Origin of the sequence: Streptomyces sp. NPDC001714 (assembly GCF_042892755.1) — a bacterium.
Taxonomy (GTDB): domain Bacteria; phylum Actinomycetota; class Actinomycetes; order Streptomycetales; family Streptomycetaceae; genus Streptomyces.
Genome location: NZ_JBIAUL010000002.1, coordinates 742,664 through 761,772, shown reverse-complemented (window position 1 = coordinate 761,772; position 19,109 = coordinate 742,664). Strand labels below are relative to the sequence as shown.

The following is a 19,109-nucleotide window of genomic DNA, read 5'->3' as shown; positions in this document are numbered from 1 at the left end:
ATGCCGCTCAGCCACCTCGGCCCGATGCCGCTCAGCCACCTCGGCCCGATGCCGCTCAGCCACCTCGGCCCGATGCCGCTCAGCCACCTCGGCCCGATGCCGCTCAGCCACCTCGGCCCTGTGCCGGTCGGCTGCCTCGGCCCTGTGCCGGTCCAGCACGTCGAGGAAGGCCGCGCCGGCCGGTGCCAGCCGGGTGCTGTCGTAGACCACGCAGATGTGGTGCACGGCCTCGTCGTCCACGAGGCGCAGCATCCGGGCGCCGCAAGGCAGTTCGTCGGTGGTGTCCAGGCCCAGCAGGGAGCCGGGGCCGACGACGGAGGAGCGGGGGACGACGGTGACGCCCACCCCGCGTACGGCGAGCCGGATCATGTCGTGGACCTGGCCGACCTCGAATTCCTGGCCCGCCTCGACGCCGGCGCGGGCGAAGGCCGCCTCGACCTGCCGGCGCAGGCCGCTCCCGCGGGAGAACTGGATCAGCGGGTGGCTGTCCGGCAGATCGGCGAGGTCGATGGCGTCGCGGTCGGCGAGGGCGTGCTCGCGGGGTACGACGGCGACCAGCGGGGCGCTGCCGAGCACCCGGTGGTCCAGGCCCTCCGGCACCTCCCGGGCGGCCATGCCGACCACCGCGACATCGAGGGTGCCGGCGAGGACCGCGGCGGCCATCCGCGAGCTGGGCGCGTTGGACACCCGCAGGTCGATGCCGGGGTGGCGGGCGCGGTACTCGGCCGCCACCTCCACCATGTCGAAGGACACGGCCATCGTCTGCACCAGGCCCAGCCGCAGCCGGCCCCGGCGCAGCCCGGCCAGCGCGTCCAGGGCGGCCTGGGCGTTGTCGACGTCGGCCAGGATGCGCCGGGCCAGCGGTTCCAGCAGCTCACCGGCGGCGGTCAGCCGTACCGACCGGCTCGTGCGGTGGAACAGCGGGGCGCCGACGTCCTTCTCCAGCCGGGCGATCTGCTGGCTCAGCGCGGACTGCGCCACATAGCAACGCGCCGCGGCCTGAGTGAAGTTGTGGGTGTCCGCAACCGCCAGGAAGTACTTCAGATGCCGCAGCTCCATGCTGTCAATCTCTCCTGCCGATGCATTCGAGTCAATCAATGCGTCTGGGAGATCCATCCCGGGGCGTGCGACACGCCTGCCGCGCCCCGGGTGGCTGCCCGTTCGGGCAGAGTGCGAGCCGGGAGGGCGTCTCTCCTTGCGGGGGCGCGGTTTCGGCGCGTAAGAAAGCCGCGTAGGAAAGCAAGGACGGCGAGGACCGGGGCGCCCGGCCCGGCCCCACCTCTCGCGGAGCGGCGGCGACATGGCAGTCACCACGAAGGACGACGGCGGAGGTGGCTCCCCGAAGCCCGGTTCGGCCTGGGCGCCGCTGGCGCTGCCGGTGTTCCGGGCGCTGTGGATCGCGCAGTTCGTGTCCAACATCGGCACCTGGATGCAGACGGTCGGCGCGCAGTGGCTGTTGCTCGGCCACGGGGCCGCCCTGGTCACGCTCGTGCAGACCGCGTCCAGCCTGCCCGTCGTGCTGCTGGCGCTGCCGTCCGGGGTGCTCGCCGACCGGTTCGACCGGCGCGGGCTGCTCGTCGTCGCCCAGGTCGCCATGTGCGCGGTGGCGGCGGTCCTCGCCGTGCTCGCCTTCGCCGACGCGCTCGCCCCGGGTGCGCTGCTCGCGCTGACGTTTCTGCTGGGCTGCGGCACCGCCCTGATGAGCCCGGCCTGGCAGGCGATCCAGCCCGAGCTCGTCGGCCGCGCCCAGCTGGGCCAGGCCTCCGCGCTGGGCGCGGTCAACATGAACCTGGCCCGCGCCATCGGACCGGCCGTCGGCGGTGTGCTGGTCGCGGCGGCGGGCGCAGGGTGGACGTTCGCCTTCAACGCGGTCTCCTATCTGGGCATCGTGGCCGTGCTGCTGCTGTGGAAACGTCCCGTGGGCGCGTCCGTCCCGGCCGCCGAGGGCGAGGGGTTCTTCACCGCCCTGTACGCGGCCCGCCGTTACGTGTGGAACGCGCCGGGCGTACGGCGGGTGCTGCTGCGCACCGCGCTGTTCATCCCCGGTGCGGCTGCCGTGTGGTCGCTGCTGCCGCTGGTCGCCGGTGACTCGCTCGGCCTGGGGTCCGGCGGCTACGGCCTGCTGCTGGCCGCCGTCGGGTTCGGTGCGGTGGGCGGCGCGTTCCTGCTGCCCCGGCTGCAGAAGCTGCTCGGCGCCAACGGCGTCCTGGCCGCCGGTGCCGTCGTCTTCGGGGTGGTCCTGGCCGTCCTGGCCACGGTCCACGTCACCTGGGTGGTCGCGGTCGCGCTGCTGCCGGCCGGGGTGGCCTGGATCGCGGTCCTGTCCACGCTGAACGCCGCGACCCAGACCCGGCTGCCGGGCTGGGTGCGGGCCCGTGGACTCGCCGTGTACCTGCTGGTCTTCCAGGGCGGCCAAGCCCTCGCCGCCCCGCTGTGGGGCGCGCTGGCCCAGGGCGCGGGGCTCGCCACCGCCCTGCTCGTCGCGGCAGGCCTGCTCGTGGTCACCGCCGCCACCGTCCCGCTGTGGCCGCTGTACGACGCCGCGCGGATCGACCCGACCCCGTCCGACCACTGGCCGGCCCCGCCCCTGGTCTACGAGCCCGGCCCGGCGGACGGCCCCGTTCTCGTCTCGATCGTCTACCACGTCTCCCCGGACGACCGGGTGGCCTTCGCCAGGGCCATGGAGAACGTCGCCCGCTCACGGCGCCGTACCGGGGCGCTCACCTGGGGCCTGTACGAGGACGGCACCGAACCCGGCCGGTTCATCGAGAACTACCTCGTCGGGTCGTGGGCCGAGCACCTCGCCCAGCACCACACCCGGCAGACCGTGACCGACCGGCGCTTCGAGGAACAGGCCCGGTCCTTCCTGCTGCCCGGGACCGCGCCCGAGGCCACCCACGCCTTCGACGCCGCCATCGCCGCGGGGAAGGGCAACCGGCCCACCGCACCGCCGCCGGCTCAGGACGTCTCCCCCGCCTCCCAAGCCGTCCAGGACGGGTAGCCGAAGATCATCGCGCGTACGCTCGTGCACATGGTTCAGCATCGAATGGTCGACGTGAACGGGATCCGGCTGCACATCGCCGAGGCGGGTTCCGGCCCGCTGGTCGTGCTGCTGCACGGCTTCCCCGAGTCCTGGCACTCCTGGCAGCACCAGTTCGGACCGCTGGCCGCCGCCGGCTTCCACGTGGTCGCCCCCGACCAGCGCGGGTACGGCAGCAGCGATCACCCCGCGGACGTCGAGGCGTACGACATCTTCCACCTGGTCGGTGACGTCGTCGGCCTGATCCGGGAGCTGGGTGAGGAGCGGGCGTTCGTCGTCGGGCACGACTGGGGCGCGCCGGTGGCCTGGCACACCGCGCTGTTCCGCCCCGACCTGGTGCGCGGGGTGGCCGGGCTGAGCGTGCCGCCGCCGTTCCGCGGGGCGCAGCCGCCGCTCGAGACGATGGACCGGAGGTTCGGCGGCCGCTTCTACTGGAACTACTTCGCCCGTCCGGGCGTCGCCGACGCCGAGTTCGCCCGCGACCCGCGCACCACGCTGCGGAAGTTCTTCACCATGGCCTCCGGGGAGGGCGCCGGCGCCGGTGAGATCCGGCAGCCGCTGGTCGACCCCGGGCGCGGCTGGCTCGCGGACATGCCGGATCCGCAGACCCTGCCGCAGTGGTTCACCGAGGCGGACCTGGACGCGCTCACCGAGAGTTTCTCGCACGGCTTCACCGGCGCCCTCAACTGGTACCGCAACCTCGATCGCAACTGGGAACTGACCGCTCCCTGGCAGGGCGCCGTGGTCACCCCGCCCGCGCTGTACGTGTACGGCGACCGCGACCTGGTACCGGCGTTCCCCGGCACGCCCGAACTCATCGCCCGTCTGCCCGAGTTGATGCCGAACCTGGTGCGCGAACCGCTGCGGCTGGCGGGCTGCGGACACTGGACCCAGCAGGAGCGGCCGGACGAGGTGAACGCGGCGCTCCTGGAGTTCCTGAAGTCCTGCTCCTGAGAGCCCGGTTCACGCCCCCGGCCGGGCGGTCCGCGGCAGCCTCTACGATCATTTCGTGAGCACGTGGAACAAGACCCTGACGGCGGCAGGCGTCACGGACCCGGAACTGCGCCGGGACTACAGCATCCAGCGGCGGCTGGTGCGACAGTACCGGCGCAGCGCCTACCTGGCCTGCCGGGTGCTGCTGCCGCCCGCCGTGCTGCCCCATGTGGTGGCCGCGACGGCCGTGATGCACCACGGGGACAAGCTCCTGGACTCCGGCCCGAAGCCTGAGCGGGCGGCGGCCTGGGACGTCTGGGAGGAGCGGGTGCGCACCGCGCTGGAGACCGGGACCAGTGACGATCCGCTGATCCGCACCCTGCTGCACACCGTCAGCGCGTACCCACGGCACCGGGCGGTCGTGGAGGCCTATCTGGCCACCGCCGCAGCCGAGTTGCGGTTCGACGGCTTCGCGACGGAGGCCGACTACCAGGCCTATGTGGACGCCTACTCGCTGCCCGCCTTCCTGCCGATCGCCGGACTGCTGGGACCCGAGAGCGACCCCGGCGGGCGGTTCCGGGCGGGTTGCCGCACGCTCATCGACGGCAGCCAGCGGCTGGACTTCGTCAACGACCTCGCCGAGGACCTGCGGGACGGACATCTGGGCATCCCGGCGGAGACCCTGAAGCGCTTCTCGGTCACGGTGGAGGACCTGGAGGCGGGCCGGGCCTCCGACGGGCTGCGCTCCCTCGTGGAGCACGAGGTCGACACGGCCCGGACCGACCTGCGGTCGGGGCGGGAGGTGCTGGGGCTGATGCCGGCCGCCCACCGGCCGATGGTGAGCGCCCTCATCGAGATCGAGCTGATGACCGCCGAGGCGGTCCTGGCCCGTGGTACGGGGGTGCTGCACGGTTCGGCGTCACCGTCCACGGCGGGCACCCTGAAGCTGTTGGCCGGTGCCCGCCGGGCGGCGGTGCGCGCTCAGCGGTAGCAGGTGGTGACGCCCGGGTGCCAGCGGCAGGCGATCCCGGCGAAGCCGCCGTTGGCGACCACGTCGATGCTCAACTCGTCGCCTGCTTGATGGACTTGGCTGTCCTGGACGAGTCCGTCGGCGCCGTCCCGGATCGTCTGCACCAGCCATCGGCCCCGGCCGATGGTCAGGGGCACGGTCGCGGTGTGGGCGGCACCGGCGTACACCCCGCCGAGGAACCAGCGGTCCCCGCTCCGGCGGGCGAGCACGGCCTCCTGTCCGGGGCTGCCGGCCAGCAGCCGGGTGTCGTCCCAGGCGGCGGGCTCCTGGTCGAGGAAGTCCCGGGCGAGGGGCCGTTGGTCGTACGACTCCGGGGTGCCCGCGAACATCTGGAGCCCCGACTCGTAGGCGACGGTGAGCCCGACCTCGGCCGCGTCGGAGTTCGGGCGCAGGCCGACGCGCTGGAAGCCGCCCGGGGTGAAGTCCATCGAACCGATCACGTTGCGGGTGAAGGGCAGGGTGGTGAGGTGGGCTGCGGTGTTGGTGCGCTTCTCCTCGCCGCCGACGGCCTCCATGGTCATCACCTGGGGCCAGGTGCGCTGGATGCCCTTGGGCAGGGTGGCGCCGTGGAAGTCGACCATGAGGTGGTGGGCGGCGGTCTCCGCGAGGACGGTGTCGTACCACTGGAACATGGACCGGGCCTCGGAGTTCATGAAGTCGATCTTGACTCCCTTGACGCCCCAGCGTTCCAGGGTGGGCAGCCACTGGGCGCGTTCCTCAGGGGTGTCGAGGTCGCGCTGGTGGATCCAGACGATGATCCCGACGCCCTTGGCGCGCGCGTAGTCGACGAGTTGGGGCATCCAGCTGTCGGTCTGCCACTCGGGGTCGGTGACGTCCCACTCGTCCTTCTTGAAGTACCAGCCGGAGTCGACGGCCTCGTAGGGCCAGTGGTGTGCGGCCGCGTAGTCGACGTACGCCTTCTGCGCGTCGAGGCTCTGCCCCGCGGTGCGGCCGCCGGCCAGCCAGGTCCACAGGACGGTGCCCGGGCGGATCCAGGAGGTGTCGGAGACCTTCGAGGCCGAGGCGAGGTCGTCGGTGAAGGTGGACCCGGTGACGGTGGCGAGGTCCCCGGTGATCATGGCACGCCAGGGGGTGGTCAGGGACCCGTCGGTGTGCACCTGGCTGTCGGCGAGCTTGATGCGGTACGTGCCGGTGCCCTGGGTGTGGGCGAGCCGGGCGCCGGAGTAGGTGCCGGTGAGGTCGGACTCGGCGAGCAGGGTGTAGCCGCCGTCGGTGGCGAACAGGGCCTGGTCCGAGTACTCGCCGGTCGGGGCGGTCGCGGCGGTGTACTGGTTGAACTGGCCCTCGTTGTCGACCCGGTAGGTGCTGAGCCAGGCGCCCGCGTCCGCCGGCAGGTTGAACGCGGAGGTCTCGCCGAGGACGTCGCCGTACCCGGCGGGCAGGACGTAGCGGTAGGCGATGCCGTCGGCGGCGGCGCGGACGACGAGGTCGAGGCGGGCGCCGGCCGCGGTGGCGAAGGACAGCCGGGTCTCGTTCATGCGCACCCGGCGGTCCAGGCGCTTGCCGGACCTCGCCCGGTAGTGCTCCTCGACCGTACGGTCCTTGCGATGCAGGAGGCGCAACCCCTGGGAGAAGTCGGCCTGTTGGGTGACGATCCCGACGGGCGACGGCTCGATGACCGTACGGCCGTCACGCGAGACCGCGAGGCTGAGGGCGCCGGTGGTGGCGTCGAGGGCTATCCGGGCGCGGGGCGCGTGGGCCGCCTCGGTCACGGTCCAGGTGTGCGGCGGCTGCCGCTGCTGCTCGGCCCGTGCCGGCGCGGTGGTGAGGAGGGCGGCCGCCAGCCCGGCACAGAGCGCGGCGACCATGGTTCTCGGAAGTGGAACGGCCATGTGAACCCTGCCTTCCGGTCGGTGGTTTACGGCAGTCCCCACGCCGCGCCCGGTTCGCTGACGGTGACGGGGGCGATGACGAGGTCGGGGCGGGAGCCGGAGTACACGAGGACCTCGCGGCCGCGGGGCAGGTCGATGGCGAGGGTGCCGTCGCCGAGGTCGTGGGTGCGGGCCGGGGTGCCGTCGTCGAGCAGGACGGTGAGGGGGCCGGTCAGGCCGTGCCGGAGCTTGAGCGGCTCGCCGGCCATGCTGCGGATGCGGATGAACCGGGTGCTGCCCGCCTTCCGTACCGCGCTGACCAGGAAGGCGCCCTGGGTGCGGAAGTCGTGCAGGGTGAGGTCCGCCCAGGCGGTCGGGACGGCCGGGAAGACGCGGATGATCCCGCCCCAGCTCTGGCAGAACATGTCGTGCAGGGACTGCGAGGCGGACAGCGGGGTCTCGATGACCGGACCGGCCTCGGTGTAGTGGGTGTTGGCCCGGCAGGGGTAGCGGGTCGTGGGGTCGAAGAACTTCCGCAGGTAGCCGATGGCGGTGTCGCCGTCGCCGGTCATCGCGTACATCGAGGCGGCCCCGGTGTAGCTGTAGCCGCGGTGGGCGCCGGTCAGCGCGTGCCAGCGCACGACGGACTTCGTGATCAGGTCGCGGTTCTCCGGCTGGTCCCAGTTGACGAGGTACAGCGGGTACACCATCAGCAGGTGCGAGTAGTGGCGGTGGGACTGGGCGTAGGGGGTGTCCGCGCCGATCATGAAGCCGTTGTCGTCGACCGGGTACGGGGTGAGCCGGGCCAGTATCTCCTGCCAGCGGGGCTTCAACTCGTCGTCGACGCCGAGCAGTTCGGCGGAGTCGAGGAGGGTCTGGCAGCCCCACCGGATCAGGGCGAGGTCGTAGTTGGTGTCCTGCGGCGGGACGACCGGGTACTCGGGCGAGAGCGTGCTCGGCAGGTGCAGCCTGCCGTCGCTGCCCGGGGTGAGGAAGTGCCAGTAGTAGGTGATCGTGCGGCGCAGCAGCGGGTAGACGGTGTCGCGCAGGAGGGACTTGTCCATGGAGTGGCGGTACGACAGCCAGACGTTGTGCAGCGCCCAGGTGAGGTCCCCGGTCTCGGCGCCGGTTCCGGGTCGTCCCACCTCGCGGTTGGCGAACATGTCGGAGCTGCGGCCGATGCCGGAGCTGTCCGAGCGGTAGGCGGCGGGCACGTTGGCGGTGAGCTGTTCCTGGCTCTGGCGCAGGGTGGTGGCGAGGGAGTCCAGTTCCGGGTGGTTGAAGGCGTGGATGAGCCAGTATTCGAGCTGGACGTTGAGGTTCCACCAGACGGCGGGCCAGGGGGTGGGTTCCAGCCAGGGGCCGGGGGTGGCCATGACCGGGCCGTCGGCGCGGCTGGCGGAGGCGACCTTGTAGAGCTGGATCCAGTGGAAGCTCTGCAGCCGCTGGTCGGGGAACGACACGAAGCTCTTCCGGTAGAAGGCGTGCCACCAGCGGGTATGGCGTCGCCTGAGCGTGCTGTACGACACAGCACTGCGCAGCTGACGCCGGGAGTCCGCCTCGGCGGCACTGTCCGAGGGGAAGCTGTGGCCGACGCTCAGCAGGAGTTCGTCGCCGCTGCGGCGGTAGGAGGTGGCCGTCTGTCCGCCGCCGGTGAGAGGTTGGAGGACCTGCTCGGTGCCGTCGGCCGTGGTCCGGGTGGTCCAGGGCGGGTTGGCGGTGTAACCGGCGGGCGGTGCCTCCTGGACCTTGCGGGGGCTGACGGCCTCCTCGGGGTGGAAGGTCCAGGTGACGTGCTCGCCACCGGCGGCCGTGGCGCGGACCGCGAGGACCTCGTCGTGGATGAGGGCGGCGAGGGTGAAGGTGCCTGCGGTGGTGGTGACGGTGCCGGTGAGTTCGGCGTTCCACAGGCTGAGGCGCCAGTCGACGGCGGTGATGGTGCCGACCGGTTCGAGGGTGAGGTGTCCGACGGGGAGGCGGGCGGTGCCCCAGCCGCTGCCGAACTCCGGACGGTGGTCCTGGACCCGGCCGTGCTGGACGGTCAGGCGGATCTGGTTGGCGCCCGGCTCCTGGTAGATCATGCTCCCGAGCAGCCCGTCACCGAGGAACGGCCCCTCGTACCAGAGGGTCGGCAGCCTGGTCCACAGCAGGTCCTGGCCGCGCAGGAAACGGTCCCAGGCGCCGTCGGTGGTCATGGTGTTGCGGAGTTTCCAGGGGTGTCCGGCTCCTGCGGCGGCCGGTCGATCCACCGGTGCCGCGTGGGCGGTTCCGGACAGGGTCACGGCCGCCGCGCCGCCGAGTGCGGTGCCGAGCACGGCTCTGCGGGGCACTGGCGAAGGCTGCTCCGGGTGCGAGGTCATCATCGTCCTCCATACCTGACGGATCATCGATACATCGGGTGTATCGGGGAACCTAGGGACCCGACTTGCACCTGTCAACAACCCCAGCACAGCGAAGACCACACCGACTTGAGTCATCCAATTGGCTTGAGCTCGGCGTTCACATCAATAACCCTGACTCAAGTCCTTGACTCATCCGATGTATTGGAGTTGCCTGCGGTCGCGTCATCTCTCTCGGCTCCTCCACCGGAAAGGACAGTCGATGAACCGGAGATCCTTCTTACGGGCCGGCACCGGAGCGCTGGCCGCCCTTCCCCTGACCGATGCCGTGGCCGTCGCGGCCGCCGCCCCGACCGACGGGTGGACGCGGACGTCGTTCACCTACAGCTGGCAGAAGCCCTGGAACCTCGATCTGAGCGACCGGCACAGCTCCAGCGGTGGCGTCGACCGGATGTGGGTGTACGCCACCGACGAGCCGTTCGAGGAGGGCAGCGACACCGACCCGCGTACCGAGATGCGCTGGAAGGTCGACTACGGCACGGGTGACCACATGTGGGACGCCGATGTCTATCTGCCGTCAGGCACCGACGGCGCGACCTTCGTCCAGATCCTGCGCAGCGTCCACCCCTCGGGCACCCCGGCCACGGACATCATGCTCGACGTCTACGACACCGACGGGGGCACGGTGCGGCGCTACGACGGCACGGTGCTCAGGACGGACGCGTACGACGCCTGGTTCAACGTGAAGATCGCCCACCGGGCGCGCAGCGGGACCGGGACCCTCAAGGTCTACTTCGACGACTCCCTGGTCCTGACCGTCGACGACCGGGGCCCGGCCACCCGCTACTTCAAGAACGGCGTCTACAACCACGGCTCCGGCCGTGCGGAGGCGCGTTTCCGCAACCTCCGCTACTGGACCAGGTGACCGGCCTCGGCCGTCAGCCCTTGCGCCACTTCTGGTTGGGGGTGCCGGAGCAGGTCCACAGCTGGAGCTTGGTGCCGTTGGCCGTGCCGTTGTCGGTGACGTCGACGCACTTGTCGGCCAGGGCGCTGACCAGGTCGCCCTGCGCGCTGAGGTAGAACAGCTGGGCGCGGTTGCCGCTGCACTTGGCGACCTGGATCGCGGTGCCGTTCGCGGTGTTGGCCCAGGCCAGGTCCATGCACAGCCCGAGCGAGCGGATGGTGCCGTCCGACTGGAAGACCCACTTCTGCTTGGCGGCGCCCGAGCAGTCCAGGATCTCCAGCCGGGTGCCGTCCCCGCCCGCGTTGGTGACGTCGATGCACCGGCCGGACCCGGTGCCGATGAGCTTCACGCCGGGGGCGGTGGTGGTCTTCGTACCGCTGCCTCCCGACGACGAACCGCCCGACGAGGAACCGCCGGACGAGGAGGACTTGGAGCCGCCGGACTTGGAACCGGAGGACGTGGAGCCGGAGTTCGAGGTCGAGTGCGAACCGGAGCCGACGGAGCCGCCTCCCGACTGCTGCCCGGTCGAGCCGGTGCCCGTGCCGCCGGCCGACCCGGAACCGCCGGAAGTGGTCTTCCCGGGCTTGTGGGAGGGGGTGTGCGAGGGCGTCGGGGACGAGGACGGCGACGGGGACACGGATCCGGTGGAGCCCGACAGCGTCGTCGGCTCCCCCGCCGCCACCACGGATGTCGGCGTGGTGTCCGGGTCGGGGAAGAGGTCCACCCTGCTCAGCAGCGGTACGGCCAGGGCGGCGACGACGGTGAGCCCGGCCGCCGCGCCGACGGTCGCCCACACCCGCACGCCCGGCACCAGCCCGCGGCGGGGCACGGCGGGCCGCCGGGCGAAGGTGTCGCTGAAACGTCCCGTCGTCGTACCGGGCCGTTCCGCCGAGGGCCGGGGTTTGCGAAGGGGCGGCACGTCGTCTCCTGAAGGTCTCTCGTGAAGGTCTCGGAACACCCGGAACATGCGGGGCACAGGAACAGTAACCAAGGCGCGGCACCGATCCGCCCGCCCGTCCCCGAAGATCCGGCCGAACGTCACCTTCCGTCCACCTATGCGGAGTTGCCTGTGACGAACCTGTTGAAGTCCGGGACGAGGGCGACTTCGGGAACTGGCGCTATTCGCGCTAGCGTTCGTGCCTGACACGTTTCACAGTGACACAGAGCAACCCGGCACGACAGCACAACAGCACCACCGACACCGGAAGGCGGAGGCCGTGAGCCTCATCGACCATGACCGCGCCGACGGCGCGGACCGGACGCTCGGCCTCCTTCTCGCGGAGCGCGACAGCCTGCGCCGCTTCGTAACCAGCATGATGGGGCGCGACCCCCACGGCGCGGAGGACGTCGTCCAGGAAACCCTGTTGCGGGCCTGGCAGTCGGCCGGCCGGCTGGACTGGCGGGACCGGCCCATCCGGATGTGGCTGTTCCGGGTGGCCCGCAACCTCGTGGTCGACGGCCGGCGCCGGGACCGGAGCATCCCGGTGGGCCTCACGGCGGCGGACTTCGGCAGCGCCGCCCCCACGCCGGTGCCCGACCACGCCGAACAGGTCGGTGACCGCCGGGTGCTGGTGTCCGCCCTGCGCACCCTCGCTCCCGCACACCGGGAGGCCGTCGTCCGCGTGCATCTGCTGGGCCAGCCCGGCGACGACGTGGCCCGCCGGCTCGGGCTGCCGCCGGGCACGGTCAAGTCCCGTACCCACCACGGCATCCGCGCGCTGCGCACCACCCTCGAATCCCACGGCTGCCGCCCGGCCGGAACCGAGCATCTCCGGGGAGAGACGCGATGACCTCCGACACCGTCACCACTCTGCTCGGCCTCGTCGGCGTCCTGGTGCTGGTCCTCGCCGTGACGCACTGGCTGGTCCGGCGCGGCGGCGGCTGGAAGGCCCTGTGGCGCCGGCTCGGGCGTGAGATCAGCCTGACCGCGAAGGCCTTCACGGGTCCGGTCCGCACGGAGCTGCGCTACCGGCGCGGTCTGCGCCTGCTGGTGCGGCTGCTGCGCGACCCGGCCGTCTGGGCCGACGCCGAGCGGGCCACGGCGCTGGCCGCGGCCGTCCGGCCCGGGGTCCGTCCCTACGGCGTGCTGGCCGGCCCGGAGTGGATGGCCGTGCTGGTCGCGGCGGACGGCGACGCGCTGCGCGAGCCGCCGGAGCCCTGGGCCGCGGACGAGAGCGACCCGCGGCTGTGGTGGATCGACCGTGCCGATCTGACCGACGACGGTGTGGAGTCCGCCGTACCGCTGCTGGTGTGCGTGGGCCACGACATGGGACACGCCGTACTGCTCGACGTGCGTTCGGGTCCGCCCGCACTGTCCGTGTACGGCCCGCCGCGCGCCGCCCGTTCGGCCCGCGCCGTGCTCCAGGCGCTGGCCGCCCAGGTGGACGCCCGGCTGCCGGAGGGCCGGGTCGTCATCGCCGCCGGAGTGCACCCTCGGCATCCGGGGATGCCGGCCGCGGCGGTCGTCGGGCAGCCCGGCATCGAGGTGGCGGTCTGCGCCGACCCGTTGGAGCGGCCGCTGCCGTCGGGGGTCCGGCTGCTGAGCCTGGGCGTGGCCCGGGGCCGCACCCGGCTGCTGGAGATCGCCCCGGACGCGGTGCTCACGGTGCACGGCGCGCCCGCCGCCGCCCGGGTCGACGTGCTGCCGCTGTCGCGGGCCGTGGCCCGGACGCTGGCCGCGCTGCCGCCGTGCCCGGACCTCCCGCACGACGAAGCCGTGGTTCCGGCGGACACCGTGTCGGCGGCCGACCCCGACCTGCTGCCGGACGAGCCGGACCTCGACGCCGGTACGGCCCCCGTCGCCGAGCCGACCGGGGTCTCCGCGACCCGGCCGGCCCCCGCGCCCGGGCCGGCCGCCGCACCGGTGCCCGCTCCGGCCGCGGCCGCCGACAGCGACGACGACTTCGCGGAACCGAGCACCTCGGAAGCGGCGGGTGTCTCCGCGTCCTCGCCACAGGCACAGTGACGCCTCAACCGCCGTACCCGTCCCCCGATCCCGTACGAACGAATGCCCGGCTGGGAGCCGTGAACCTCACCATCACCACCGTGGACGCCACGGACGGACAGCGCCGCGACCACCAGGTCCGGCTTCCCTCGAACGCCACCGTCGGCGATCTCGCCGCCGCCCTGTCCCAGGACGAGGCCGCCGCCACCGGCGGCGCGGACTGGGCGGCGGCCGGCGCGCCGCGGGCCCGGAACCTCTACGCCGGCGACCACCGGCTGGATCCCGGCACGCCGGTGTCCGGCAGCGGGATCCGGGACGGCGGGCTGGTCGGGCTCGGCGGCCCGGCCCGCCCGGCCGACCTGGTCCGGGTCCAGGACGACGGCGACCGGGACGGGGTGCTCGCCGAGGTGCACCTCGTCTCCGGGCCCGGCGCCGGGCGCACCTGGCGACTCGGCCCCGGCAGCCACGAGATCGGCACCGACCCGCTGTGCGCGCTGCGCCTCGACGCCGCCGACGGGGTGCCCGAGCACGGGCTGTGGGTGACGGTCGGCGCGGACGGCACCGCGGCCTGGCAGCGCATCGACAGCGATCCCGAGGCCGCCGTGCGGGCCCGGCTCGCCTCGCCGCCGCCCGACGACGCCATCACGCAGCTGCGCCGGCCCCGCCCGCAGCCGCCGCGCGAACGCCCGGCGGGCCCCGGCCCGGTGCCGTGGCCGGCCGGTGAGGACCTGACGGTGGGTCCGGTGCTGCTGCGGATGAGCGGTCCGGTCGAGGCGGACGCGGCCGTCACGCCGTCCGCGGACGGCTACGGCGTCGACTACAACCGGCCCCCGCGGATCGCCCCGCACCTGGACGCCGAGCGGGTCCGGCTGCCGCAGCCGCCGTCGCCGCCGCAGAAGCGGCCGTTCCCGACCGTGATGATGATCTCCCCGATCGTCCTCGGCCTGTTCATGGTCAGCATCTTCAAGTCGTACTACTTCCTGGTGTTCCTGTTCCTCAGTCCGATGATGATGCTGTCGAACTGGGCGACCGGCCGCCGTGCGGCCCGCAAGCAGTTCCTGGAGTCGGAGGCGGCCTACGAGCGGCGCCGTGACGTCCTGGAGGAGCAGGTCCGGGACGCGGTGGTGGGCGAGCGGCGGGTGCGCGACAAGACCGGCCCGGACCCGGCGGCCGTGGCCCTGATCGCGACCGGTCCCGGCGGCCGGCTCTGGGAGCGGCGCCGCCGCGACCCGGACCATCTGGTGCTGCGCCTGGGCACGGTGGACCAGCCGTCGGTGCGGGAGCTGGAGGATCCGGCGCGGGACGAGAACCACCGCTCGATCCGCTGGAACATCCCCGACACGCCGATCGGTGTCGACATCACCGCGCACGGTGTGGTGGGCGTCGCGGGTCCGGCCGCCGAGGTGCAGCCGCTGGCCCGCTGGCTGGTGGCGCAGGCCGGTGTGCTGCACAGTCCGCGCGACCTGAGGATCGTCGTCCTGACCGAGCCCGACCGGGTGGCGGACTGGGCGTGGACCCGCTGGCTGCCGCACCTGAAGCCCGGTACGGCCGGAGGTCCCGTGGTGCTGATCGGCAACGACCCGGAGTCCACCTCCGCCCGGATCAGCGAACTGGTCTCCCAGGTGCAGTCGCGCCGCCGGCAGGCCGGTAACGAGCGCGACGTGGTCTTCACCGAGCCCGACGTGCTGGTGATCGCGGACGGGGCACGGCGGTTGCGCGACGTGCCCGGCATGGTGCAGGTGCTGACGGACGGCCCGCGGGTGCGGATCTTCAGCGTCTGTCTCGACGAGCAGGAGCGGCTGCTGCCCGAGGAGAGCACGGGTGTCGTGCTCGCCGCCGACGGACGGCTGACCGTACGGCGGCCGGGCGCGCCTGACCTGCCGGCGGTGCGCGCCGACCGGGTCTCCCCCGAGTGGTGCGAGCAGGTGGCCCGTGCGCTGGCCCCGATCCGGGACGTCAGCCCCGAACACGACGCCGGACTGCCGCAGCGGGTGCGGCTCCTGGACCTCCTCGACCAGGAACCGCCCAACGCGCAGGCCCTGTTGGGCCGCTGGCAGACCGATCCCGCCTCCACCTCCTTCCTCATCGGCACCGGCTTCGACGGACCCCTCTCCCTGGACCTGGTGCAGGACGGACCGCACGGCCTGGTCGCCGGTACGACGGGCTCCGGCAAGTCGGAGCTGCTGCAGACGTTCGTGGCCTCGCTGGCCGCCGCCAACCGGCCCGACGAGCTCACCTTCGTGCTGGTCGACTACAAGGGCGGCAGCGCGTTCAAGGAGTGCGCCAGCCTGCCGCACACCCTCGGCATGGTCACCGACCTCGACGCCCACCTCGTGGAACGGGCCCTGGAGTCGCTCGGCGCCGAACTGCGGCGCCGGGAACAGGTGCTGGCCGCCGCCGACGCCAAGGACCACCCCGAGTACCGGGCCAAGCGGGCCGCCGATCCCTCGCTGGCCCCGCTGCCCCGGCTGCTGCTGGTCATCGACGAGTTCGCCACCCTGGTCCGCGAAGTCCCGGACTTCGTACCCGGATTGATCAGCATCGCGCAGCGCGGCCGTTCGCTCGGCATCCACCTGATCCTGGCCACCCAGCGCCCGGCCGGTGTGGTCACCGGTGACATCCGCGCCAACACCAACCTGCGGATCGCGCTGCGGGTGACCGACATGACCGAGAGCCAGGACATCATCGACGTCAAGGACGCCGTCGACATCTCCTCCGGCACCCCCGGGCGGGCTCTGGTGCGGCGCGGGCCGAAGCAGGCGGACCCGTTCCAGACCGCCTGGGTGGGTGCGGAGCGGCCCCGGGAGACCCCGGCCGCCGCGGCCGAGCCGGAGGCCGGTCCCCGCAAGCCGGTGCGTGCGGTGGACGTGGGCTGGGACGCGCTCGGCCGGCCCGCCGAACTGCCCGCCGAGGCGCGGACGGTGACGGTGGCGCCCGCGCAGGGCCCGGCCCCGACCGACCTCCAGGCACTCGTCGAGGAGATCCGCACCGCGGCCGACCTGCTCGACGACTTCACCCCGCAGCCCAGCCCCTGGCTGCCCCCGCTCCAGCGCGAACTGGTCCTGGACGACCTGGACGAGCTCGGCGCCACCCGCGAGGGCCGGCTGGTGATCCCGTACGCCCTGGAGGACGTGCCGCAGCTCCAGCAGCGCCGGGTGGCCGTGGCCGACCTGGCCACCTTCGGGCACCTGTACGTCATCGGGGCCCCGCGCTCGGGCCGTACCCAGGTGCTGCGGACCATCGCCGGGTCGGCCGCGCGCGCGGCGAGCACCGCCGACGTGCACATCTACGGCATCGACGCGGGCGGCGGCGGACTCACCGCGCTCGGTGCGCTGCCGCACTGCGGTGGCGTGGTCTCCCGGCACGACCTGGAGCGGCTGGGCCGGATGCTGCACCGCCTGAACCGGGAGCTCACCGAGCGCCAGGACCTGGCGCAGACGCACAGCGCGACCGGCATCGCCGAACTGCGCAAGCTGCTGCCGAAGGCCGAACGGCCCGCGCACATCCTGCTGTTCATCGACGGCTGGGACTCGCTGTCCGTCATCATCGACGAGCACGACCACGGCCAGCTGGTGCAGGAGGTGACCCGGCTCATCCGTGAGGGCGCCGCGGCCGGCATCCATGTCATCGCGACCTCCGAACGCTCCCTGCTGGGCGGGCGGATGGCCGCGCACAACGACCACAAGCTGCTGCTGCGGCAGGGCGACCGCAGTGACTACCAGGCGGTCGGCATGATGCCGAACAAGATCCCGGCCGACATCCCGCCGGGCCGCGGCTGGCACGTCCTCAGCGGCACCGAGACCCAGGTGGCACAGCTCGCGGCCGGCGGCGGCACCGAACAGGCCGAGGCCCTGCGCACCATCGGCGAGGCCGCGCGCAAGCGGGACGCGCAGGTGCCGGACGCCCGGCGGCCGTTCCAGGTCGCGGTGCTGCCGCGCTCGGTGGAGTTCGCCGAGGCCTACGAGAAGGTCGCGGAGACGGACCGGCGGCCGATGTGGGGGCTGCTCGGTGTCGGCGGCGACGAGGGCGGCCCGGTCGGTACGGATCTGGCGGGCTCCGCCTCGGCGTTCGGGGTGTTCGGGCCGGCCGGGTCGGGCCGCAGCAACACCCTCGCCTCGATCGCGGTCTCCCTGCTGGCCGGCGGTACCTCGCTGGTCGTCCTCACCCCGCGCGAGTCGCCGCTGCGCGCCCTGGAGCGGCACGCCACGGCGACGGTGCTCACCGAGAACGACCCGTCGGCGGACACCGTGCGGGCGGCGCTGGACGCGCTGCCGGGGCCGAAGGTGGTGGTGATCGACGACGCCGATCTGCTCACCAGCTCGGCGGCGGACAAGCTCCTCAAGGAGATCGCCGTCTCGGGCCGCGACCAGGGCCTGGGGCTGGTCTACGCGGCTTCGGCGGAAGGGTTCCAGAGCGGCATGAGCGGCTGGACGCTCGCGGCCCGCCGGGCGCGGCGCGGCCTGCTGCTCGCACCGAAGAACCTCACCGAGGGCGATCTGGTCGGCGTACGCCTGATGCCGAGCGTGGTCCGGGCGTCGACGCACCCGGGCCGGGCGTGGACGGCCGGGCCGGGCGGTGCGCTGCTCGCCCTCCAGGTGCCGCTCACCCCCCTGCGGGCCTGACCGCCCCCGCCGCACGGCACGCGAGAAGGGGGCCCTCCCGGGCAGTCCGGGAGGGCCCCTTCGCGCGTACGGGCGTTACGAGTTGTTCTGCAGGCTGCTGCTGATGCCCTGGTCGAACTGGATCGCGTTCTCCTTGATGCCGTTGAACATCTCGGAGAAGTCGTTGATGCCCTTCACGGCGGCCAGCAGGCTGGTGTCGAAGTTGTTGTAGGTCGTGCGGATGACCTCGCTGGACTGCTGGAAGACCATGCCGTCGTCGACGAGGGTGTTGACCCGGTTGCGCAGGTTGCTGAGCACCGGCAGCAGGTTCTCGTGGGCGTCGTGCAGCAGGCTCACGACCTCCTCGATCTTGTGGTAGTCGAGGTTGATGCCGTTGTAGCTGGCCATGGGGTTCCTGTCCGTTCCTGTCGTTCTCGAAGGGGGTACTTCTCTGAGAGGGGCGTCGGGCTACATAACGGGCCGGGTGCCGCCCGAGCCGTGGCCCGAGCCGCCGCCGCCCGAACCGCCACCGCCCGAACCGCCGTCGTCGTCCGGGTCGCCACCCACCTTCTGCCAGTCCGGCTGGTTGCCGTTGGCGTCCTTGGGGCCGCGGGTGTACTCGGTGCGGTCGCCGTCGCTGCCGGTGGTCACCATCGTGCCGCTGCCGTCGGAGTTGAGGTTGGTCTCCGAGTGCACGGTGCTGCCGTCCGGGTAGGAGGTGTCCGTGGTGTAGTGGTTGCCGTCGCTGGAGTAGTTGGTGACCGAGGTGTACGTCTTGCCGTCGTAGGTGACGGTGGACTCCTCCTTGATCACGTGGCGCTGGTCGTCGAGCGTGAGATGCGTGTGGACGCTGCCGCGGTCGGTGGTGATCGTCTGGTCCAGCGGCGGGTCGCCGGGGTCGGTGGCGGAGCAGAAGTCCGGCATCGTGCCGTCCGGGCCGGGCACGCACTGGTCGAGGTGGGACTGCTTGTAGTCCCACAGGTCCTTGTCCCGGAAGTAGTTCTGCAGGCCCAGGTTGCTGCCCGTGATGCCCATGCCCTGGGCCAGTTCGGAGTCGAACGACAGGAACGCCTCACCCACCGAGCCGAAGGCGCCCGCCAGCTCCTTGAGGCCCTTGTCCGCGTGGGACATGGTGCTGCTGGCGTTGGAGTAGAAGCCCGAGAGCGCGTCGGCCAGGGTCTGGTCGCCGAGGACCGTCAGGGCCTCGCTGGAGGTGTACCCGTCGTAGTCCGTCTGGCCCAGCCGCGAGAAGGTGCTGTTGTCCAGGAGCGGACCGATGTCGCCGGCCAGGTTCTCCAGGTCCCGTTTGGCGTCGTTGAGGACGTTGTATTCGATTTTCAGGCTGTCGGCCACGAGTGGTCCTCCCAGTCTCGACTCCGGTCAGTTGGACCACGCCGCACGCGCCCCGCCGGTTCACCGCAGACGG

At 72.6% G+C, this 19,109-nt stretch carries 13 protein-coding genes; 7 read left to right on the top strand and 6 right to left on the bottom strand.

The window, feature by feature from the left end:
* Positions 1-1,059: LysR family transcriptional regulator (locus tag ACFY0P_RS07960; protein WP_388908515.1), on the bottom strand; the 1,059-nt coding region annotated here is incomplete at its 3' end.
* 241 nt (positions 1,060-1,300) lie between these two features.
* Between ACFY0P_RS07960 and ACFY0P_RS07955 the strand changes: the two genes are divergently transcribed.
* Genes ACFY0P_RS07955 through ACFY0P_RS07945 form a run of 3 tightly spaced genes read left to right on the top strand, consistent with a single transcriptional unit; the run spans position 1,301 to position 4,964 of the window.
* Complete coding sequence (locus ACFY0P_RS07955) at positions 1,301-3,001, top strand: MFS transporter (RefSeq protein WP_388908513.1); 1,701 nt, start codon at positions 1,301-1,303, stop codon at positions 2,999-3,001.
* 30 nt (positions 3,002-3,031) lie between these two features.
* Positions 3,032-3,994 carry an alpha/beta fold hydrolase gene (locus ACFY0P_RS07950; protein ID WP_388908511.1) on the top strand — a complete coding sequence of 321 codons (963 nt, stop codon included), beginning with the start codon at positions 3,032-3,034 and terminating at the stop codon, positions 3,992-3,994.
* A gap of 55 nt (positions 3,995-4,049) precedes the next feature.
* Positions 4,050-4,964 carry a squalene/phytoene synthase family protein gene (locus ACFY0P_RS07945; protein ID WP_388908509.1) on the top strand — a complete coding sequence of 305 codons (915 nt, stop codon included), beginning with the start codon at positions 4,050-4,052 and terminating at the stop codon, positions 4,962-4,964.
* On the opposite strand, the gene ACFY0P_RS07940 is transcribed toward ACFY0P_RS07945, so the two are convergent.
* Both ACFY0P_RS07940 and ACFY0P_RS07935 read right to left on the bottom strand, forming a co-directional pair.
* Positions 4,955-6,856: a glycoside hydrolase family 97 catalytic domain-containing protein gene (locus ACFY0P_RS07940; protein ID WP_388908507.1), complete on the bottom strand. Its 1,902-nt coding sequence runs from the start codon at positions 6,854-6,856 to the stop codon at positions 4,955-4,957. The genes ACFY0P_RS07945 and ACFY0P_RS07940 overlap by 10 nt on opposite strands.
* A gap of 26 nt (positions 6,857-6,882) precedes the next feature.
* The gene (locus tag ACFY0P_RS07935; protein WP_388908854.1) at positions 6,883-9,195 is read right to left on the bottom strand and encodes a Tat pathway signal sequence domain protein; all 2,313 of its coding nucleotides are present in this window, start codon (positions 9,193-9,195) and stop codon (positions 6,883-6,885) included.
* Positions 9,196-9,436: 241 nt separating this feature from the next.
* Here ACFY0P_RS07935 and ACFY0P_RS07930 point away from each other — a divergent pair, with 241 nt between their 5' ends.
* On the top strand, positions 9,437-10,099 hold the full coding sequence (locus ACFY0P_RS07930) for a polysaccharide lyase family 7 protein (protein ID WP_388908505.1): 663 nt from the start codon (positions 9,437-9,439) through the stop codon (positions 10,097-10,099).
* 13 nt (positions 10,100-10,112) lie between these two features.
* Here the strand turns inward: ACFY0P_RS07930 and ACFY0P_RS07925 are convergent, their stop codons facing one another.
* Complete coding sequence (locus ACFY0P_RS07925; RefSeq protein WP_388908503.1) at positions 10,113-11,057, bottom strand: ricin-type beta-trefoil lectin domain protein; 945 nt, start codon at positions 11,055-11,057, stop codon at positions 10,113-10,115.
* A gap of 298 nt (positions 11,058-11,355) precedes the next feature.
* Between ACFY0P_RS07925 and ACFY0P_RS07920 the strand changes: the two genes are divergently transcribed.
* The 3 genes from ACFY0P_RS07920 to ACFY0P_RS07910 are packed head-to-tail and all read left to right on the top strand — an operon-like array spanning position 11,356 to position 17,704.
* Positions 11,356-11,928, top strand: a complete 573-nt coding sequence (locus tag ACFY0P_RS07920) for a sigma-70 family RNA polymerase sigma factor (protein WP_388908501.1) — start codon at positions 11,356-11,358, stop codon at positions 11,926-11,928.
* Positions 11,925-13,103 carry a hypothetical protein gene (locus ACFY0P_RS07915; protein WP_388908500.1) on the top strand — a complete coding sequence of 393 codons (1,179 nt, stop codon included), beginning with the start codon at positions 11,925-11,927 and terminating at the stop codon, positions 13,101-13,103. Before ACFY0P_RS07920 ends, ACFY0P_RS07915 begins: the two co-directional genes overlap by 4 nt.
* A 59-nt stretch (positions 13,104-13,162) precedes the next feature.
* A complete protein-coding gene (locus ACFY0P_RS07910; RefSeq protein WP_388908498.1) occupies positions 13,163-17,704 on the top strand; it encodes an FtsK/SpoIIIE domain-containing protein in 4,542 nt (1,513 codons plus the stop codon).
* A 75-nt stretch (positions 17,705-17,779) separates the two neighbouring features.
* On the opposite strand, the gene ACFY0P_RS07905 is transcribed toward ACFY0P_RS07910, so the two are convergent.
* Both ACFY0P_RS07905 and ACFY0P_RS07900 read right to left on the bottom strand, forming a co-directional pair.
* Complete coding sequence (locus tag ACFY0P_RS07905) at positions 17,780-18,091, bottom strand: hypothetical protein (RefSeq protein WP_046730425.1); 312 nt, start codon at positions 18,089-18,091, stop codon at positions 17,780-17,782.
* 60 nt (positions 18,092-18,151) lie between these two features.
* Positions 18,152-19,036 (bottom strand): hypothetical protein, encoded by an 885-nt coding sequence (locus tag ACFY0P_RS07900; protein ID WP_388908496.1) that lies wholly within the window; start codon positions 19,034-19,036, stop codon positions 18,152-18,154.
* Positions 19,037-19,109: the final 73 nt, after the last annotated feature.

Excerpts from the sequence above, each read along its gene's own strand:
- ACFY0P_RS07955 (WP_388908513.1), top strand. The coding sequence starts at position 1,301 with ATGGCAGTCACCACGAAGGACGACGGCGGAGGTGGCTCCCCGAAGCCC.
- ACFY0P_RS07950 (WP_388908511.1), top strand. The coding sequence starts at position 3,032 with ATGGTTCAGCATCGAATGGTCGACGTGAACGGGATCCGGCTGCACATC.
- ACFY0P_RS07940 (WP_388908507.1), bottom strand. The coding sequence starts at position 6,856 with ATGGCCGTTCCACTTCCGAGAACCATGGTCGCCGCGCTCTGTGCCGGG.
- ACFY0P_RS07935 (WP_388908854.1), bottom strand. The coding sequence starts at position 9,195 with ATGACCTCGCACCCGGAGCAGCCTTCGCCAGTGCCCCGCAGAGCCGTG.
- ACFY0P_RS07930 (WP_388908505.1), top strand. The coding sequence starts at position 9,437 with ATGAACCGGAGATCCTTCTTACGGGCCGGCACCGGAGCGCTGGCCGCC.
- ACFY0P_RS07915 (WP_388908500.1), top strand. The coding sequence starts at position 11,925 with ATGACCTCCGACACCGTCACCACTCTGCTCGGCCTCGTCGGCGTCCTG.
- ACFY0P_RS07905 (WP_046730425.1), bottom strand. The coding sequence starts at position 18,091 with ATGGCCAGCTACAACGGCATCAACCTCGACTACCACAAGATCGAGGAG.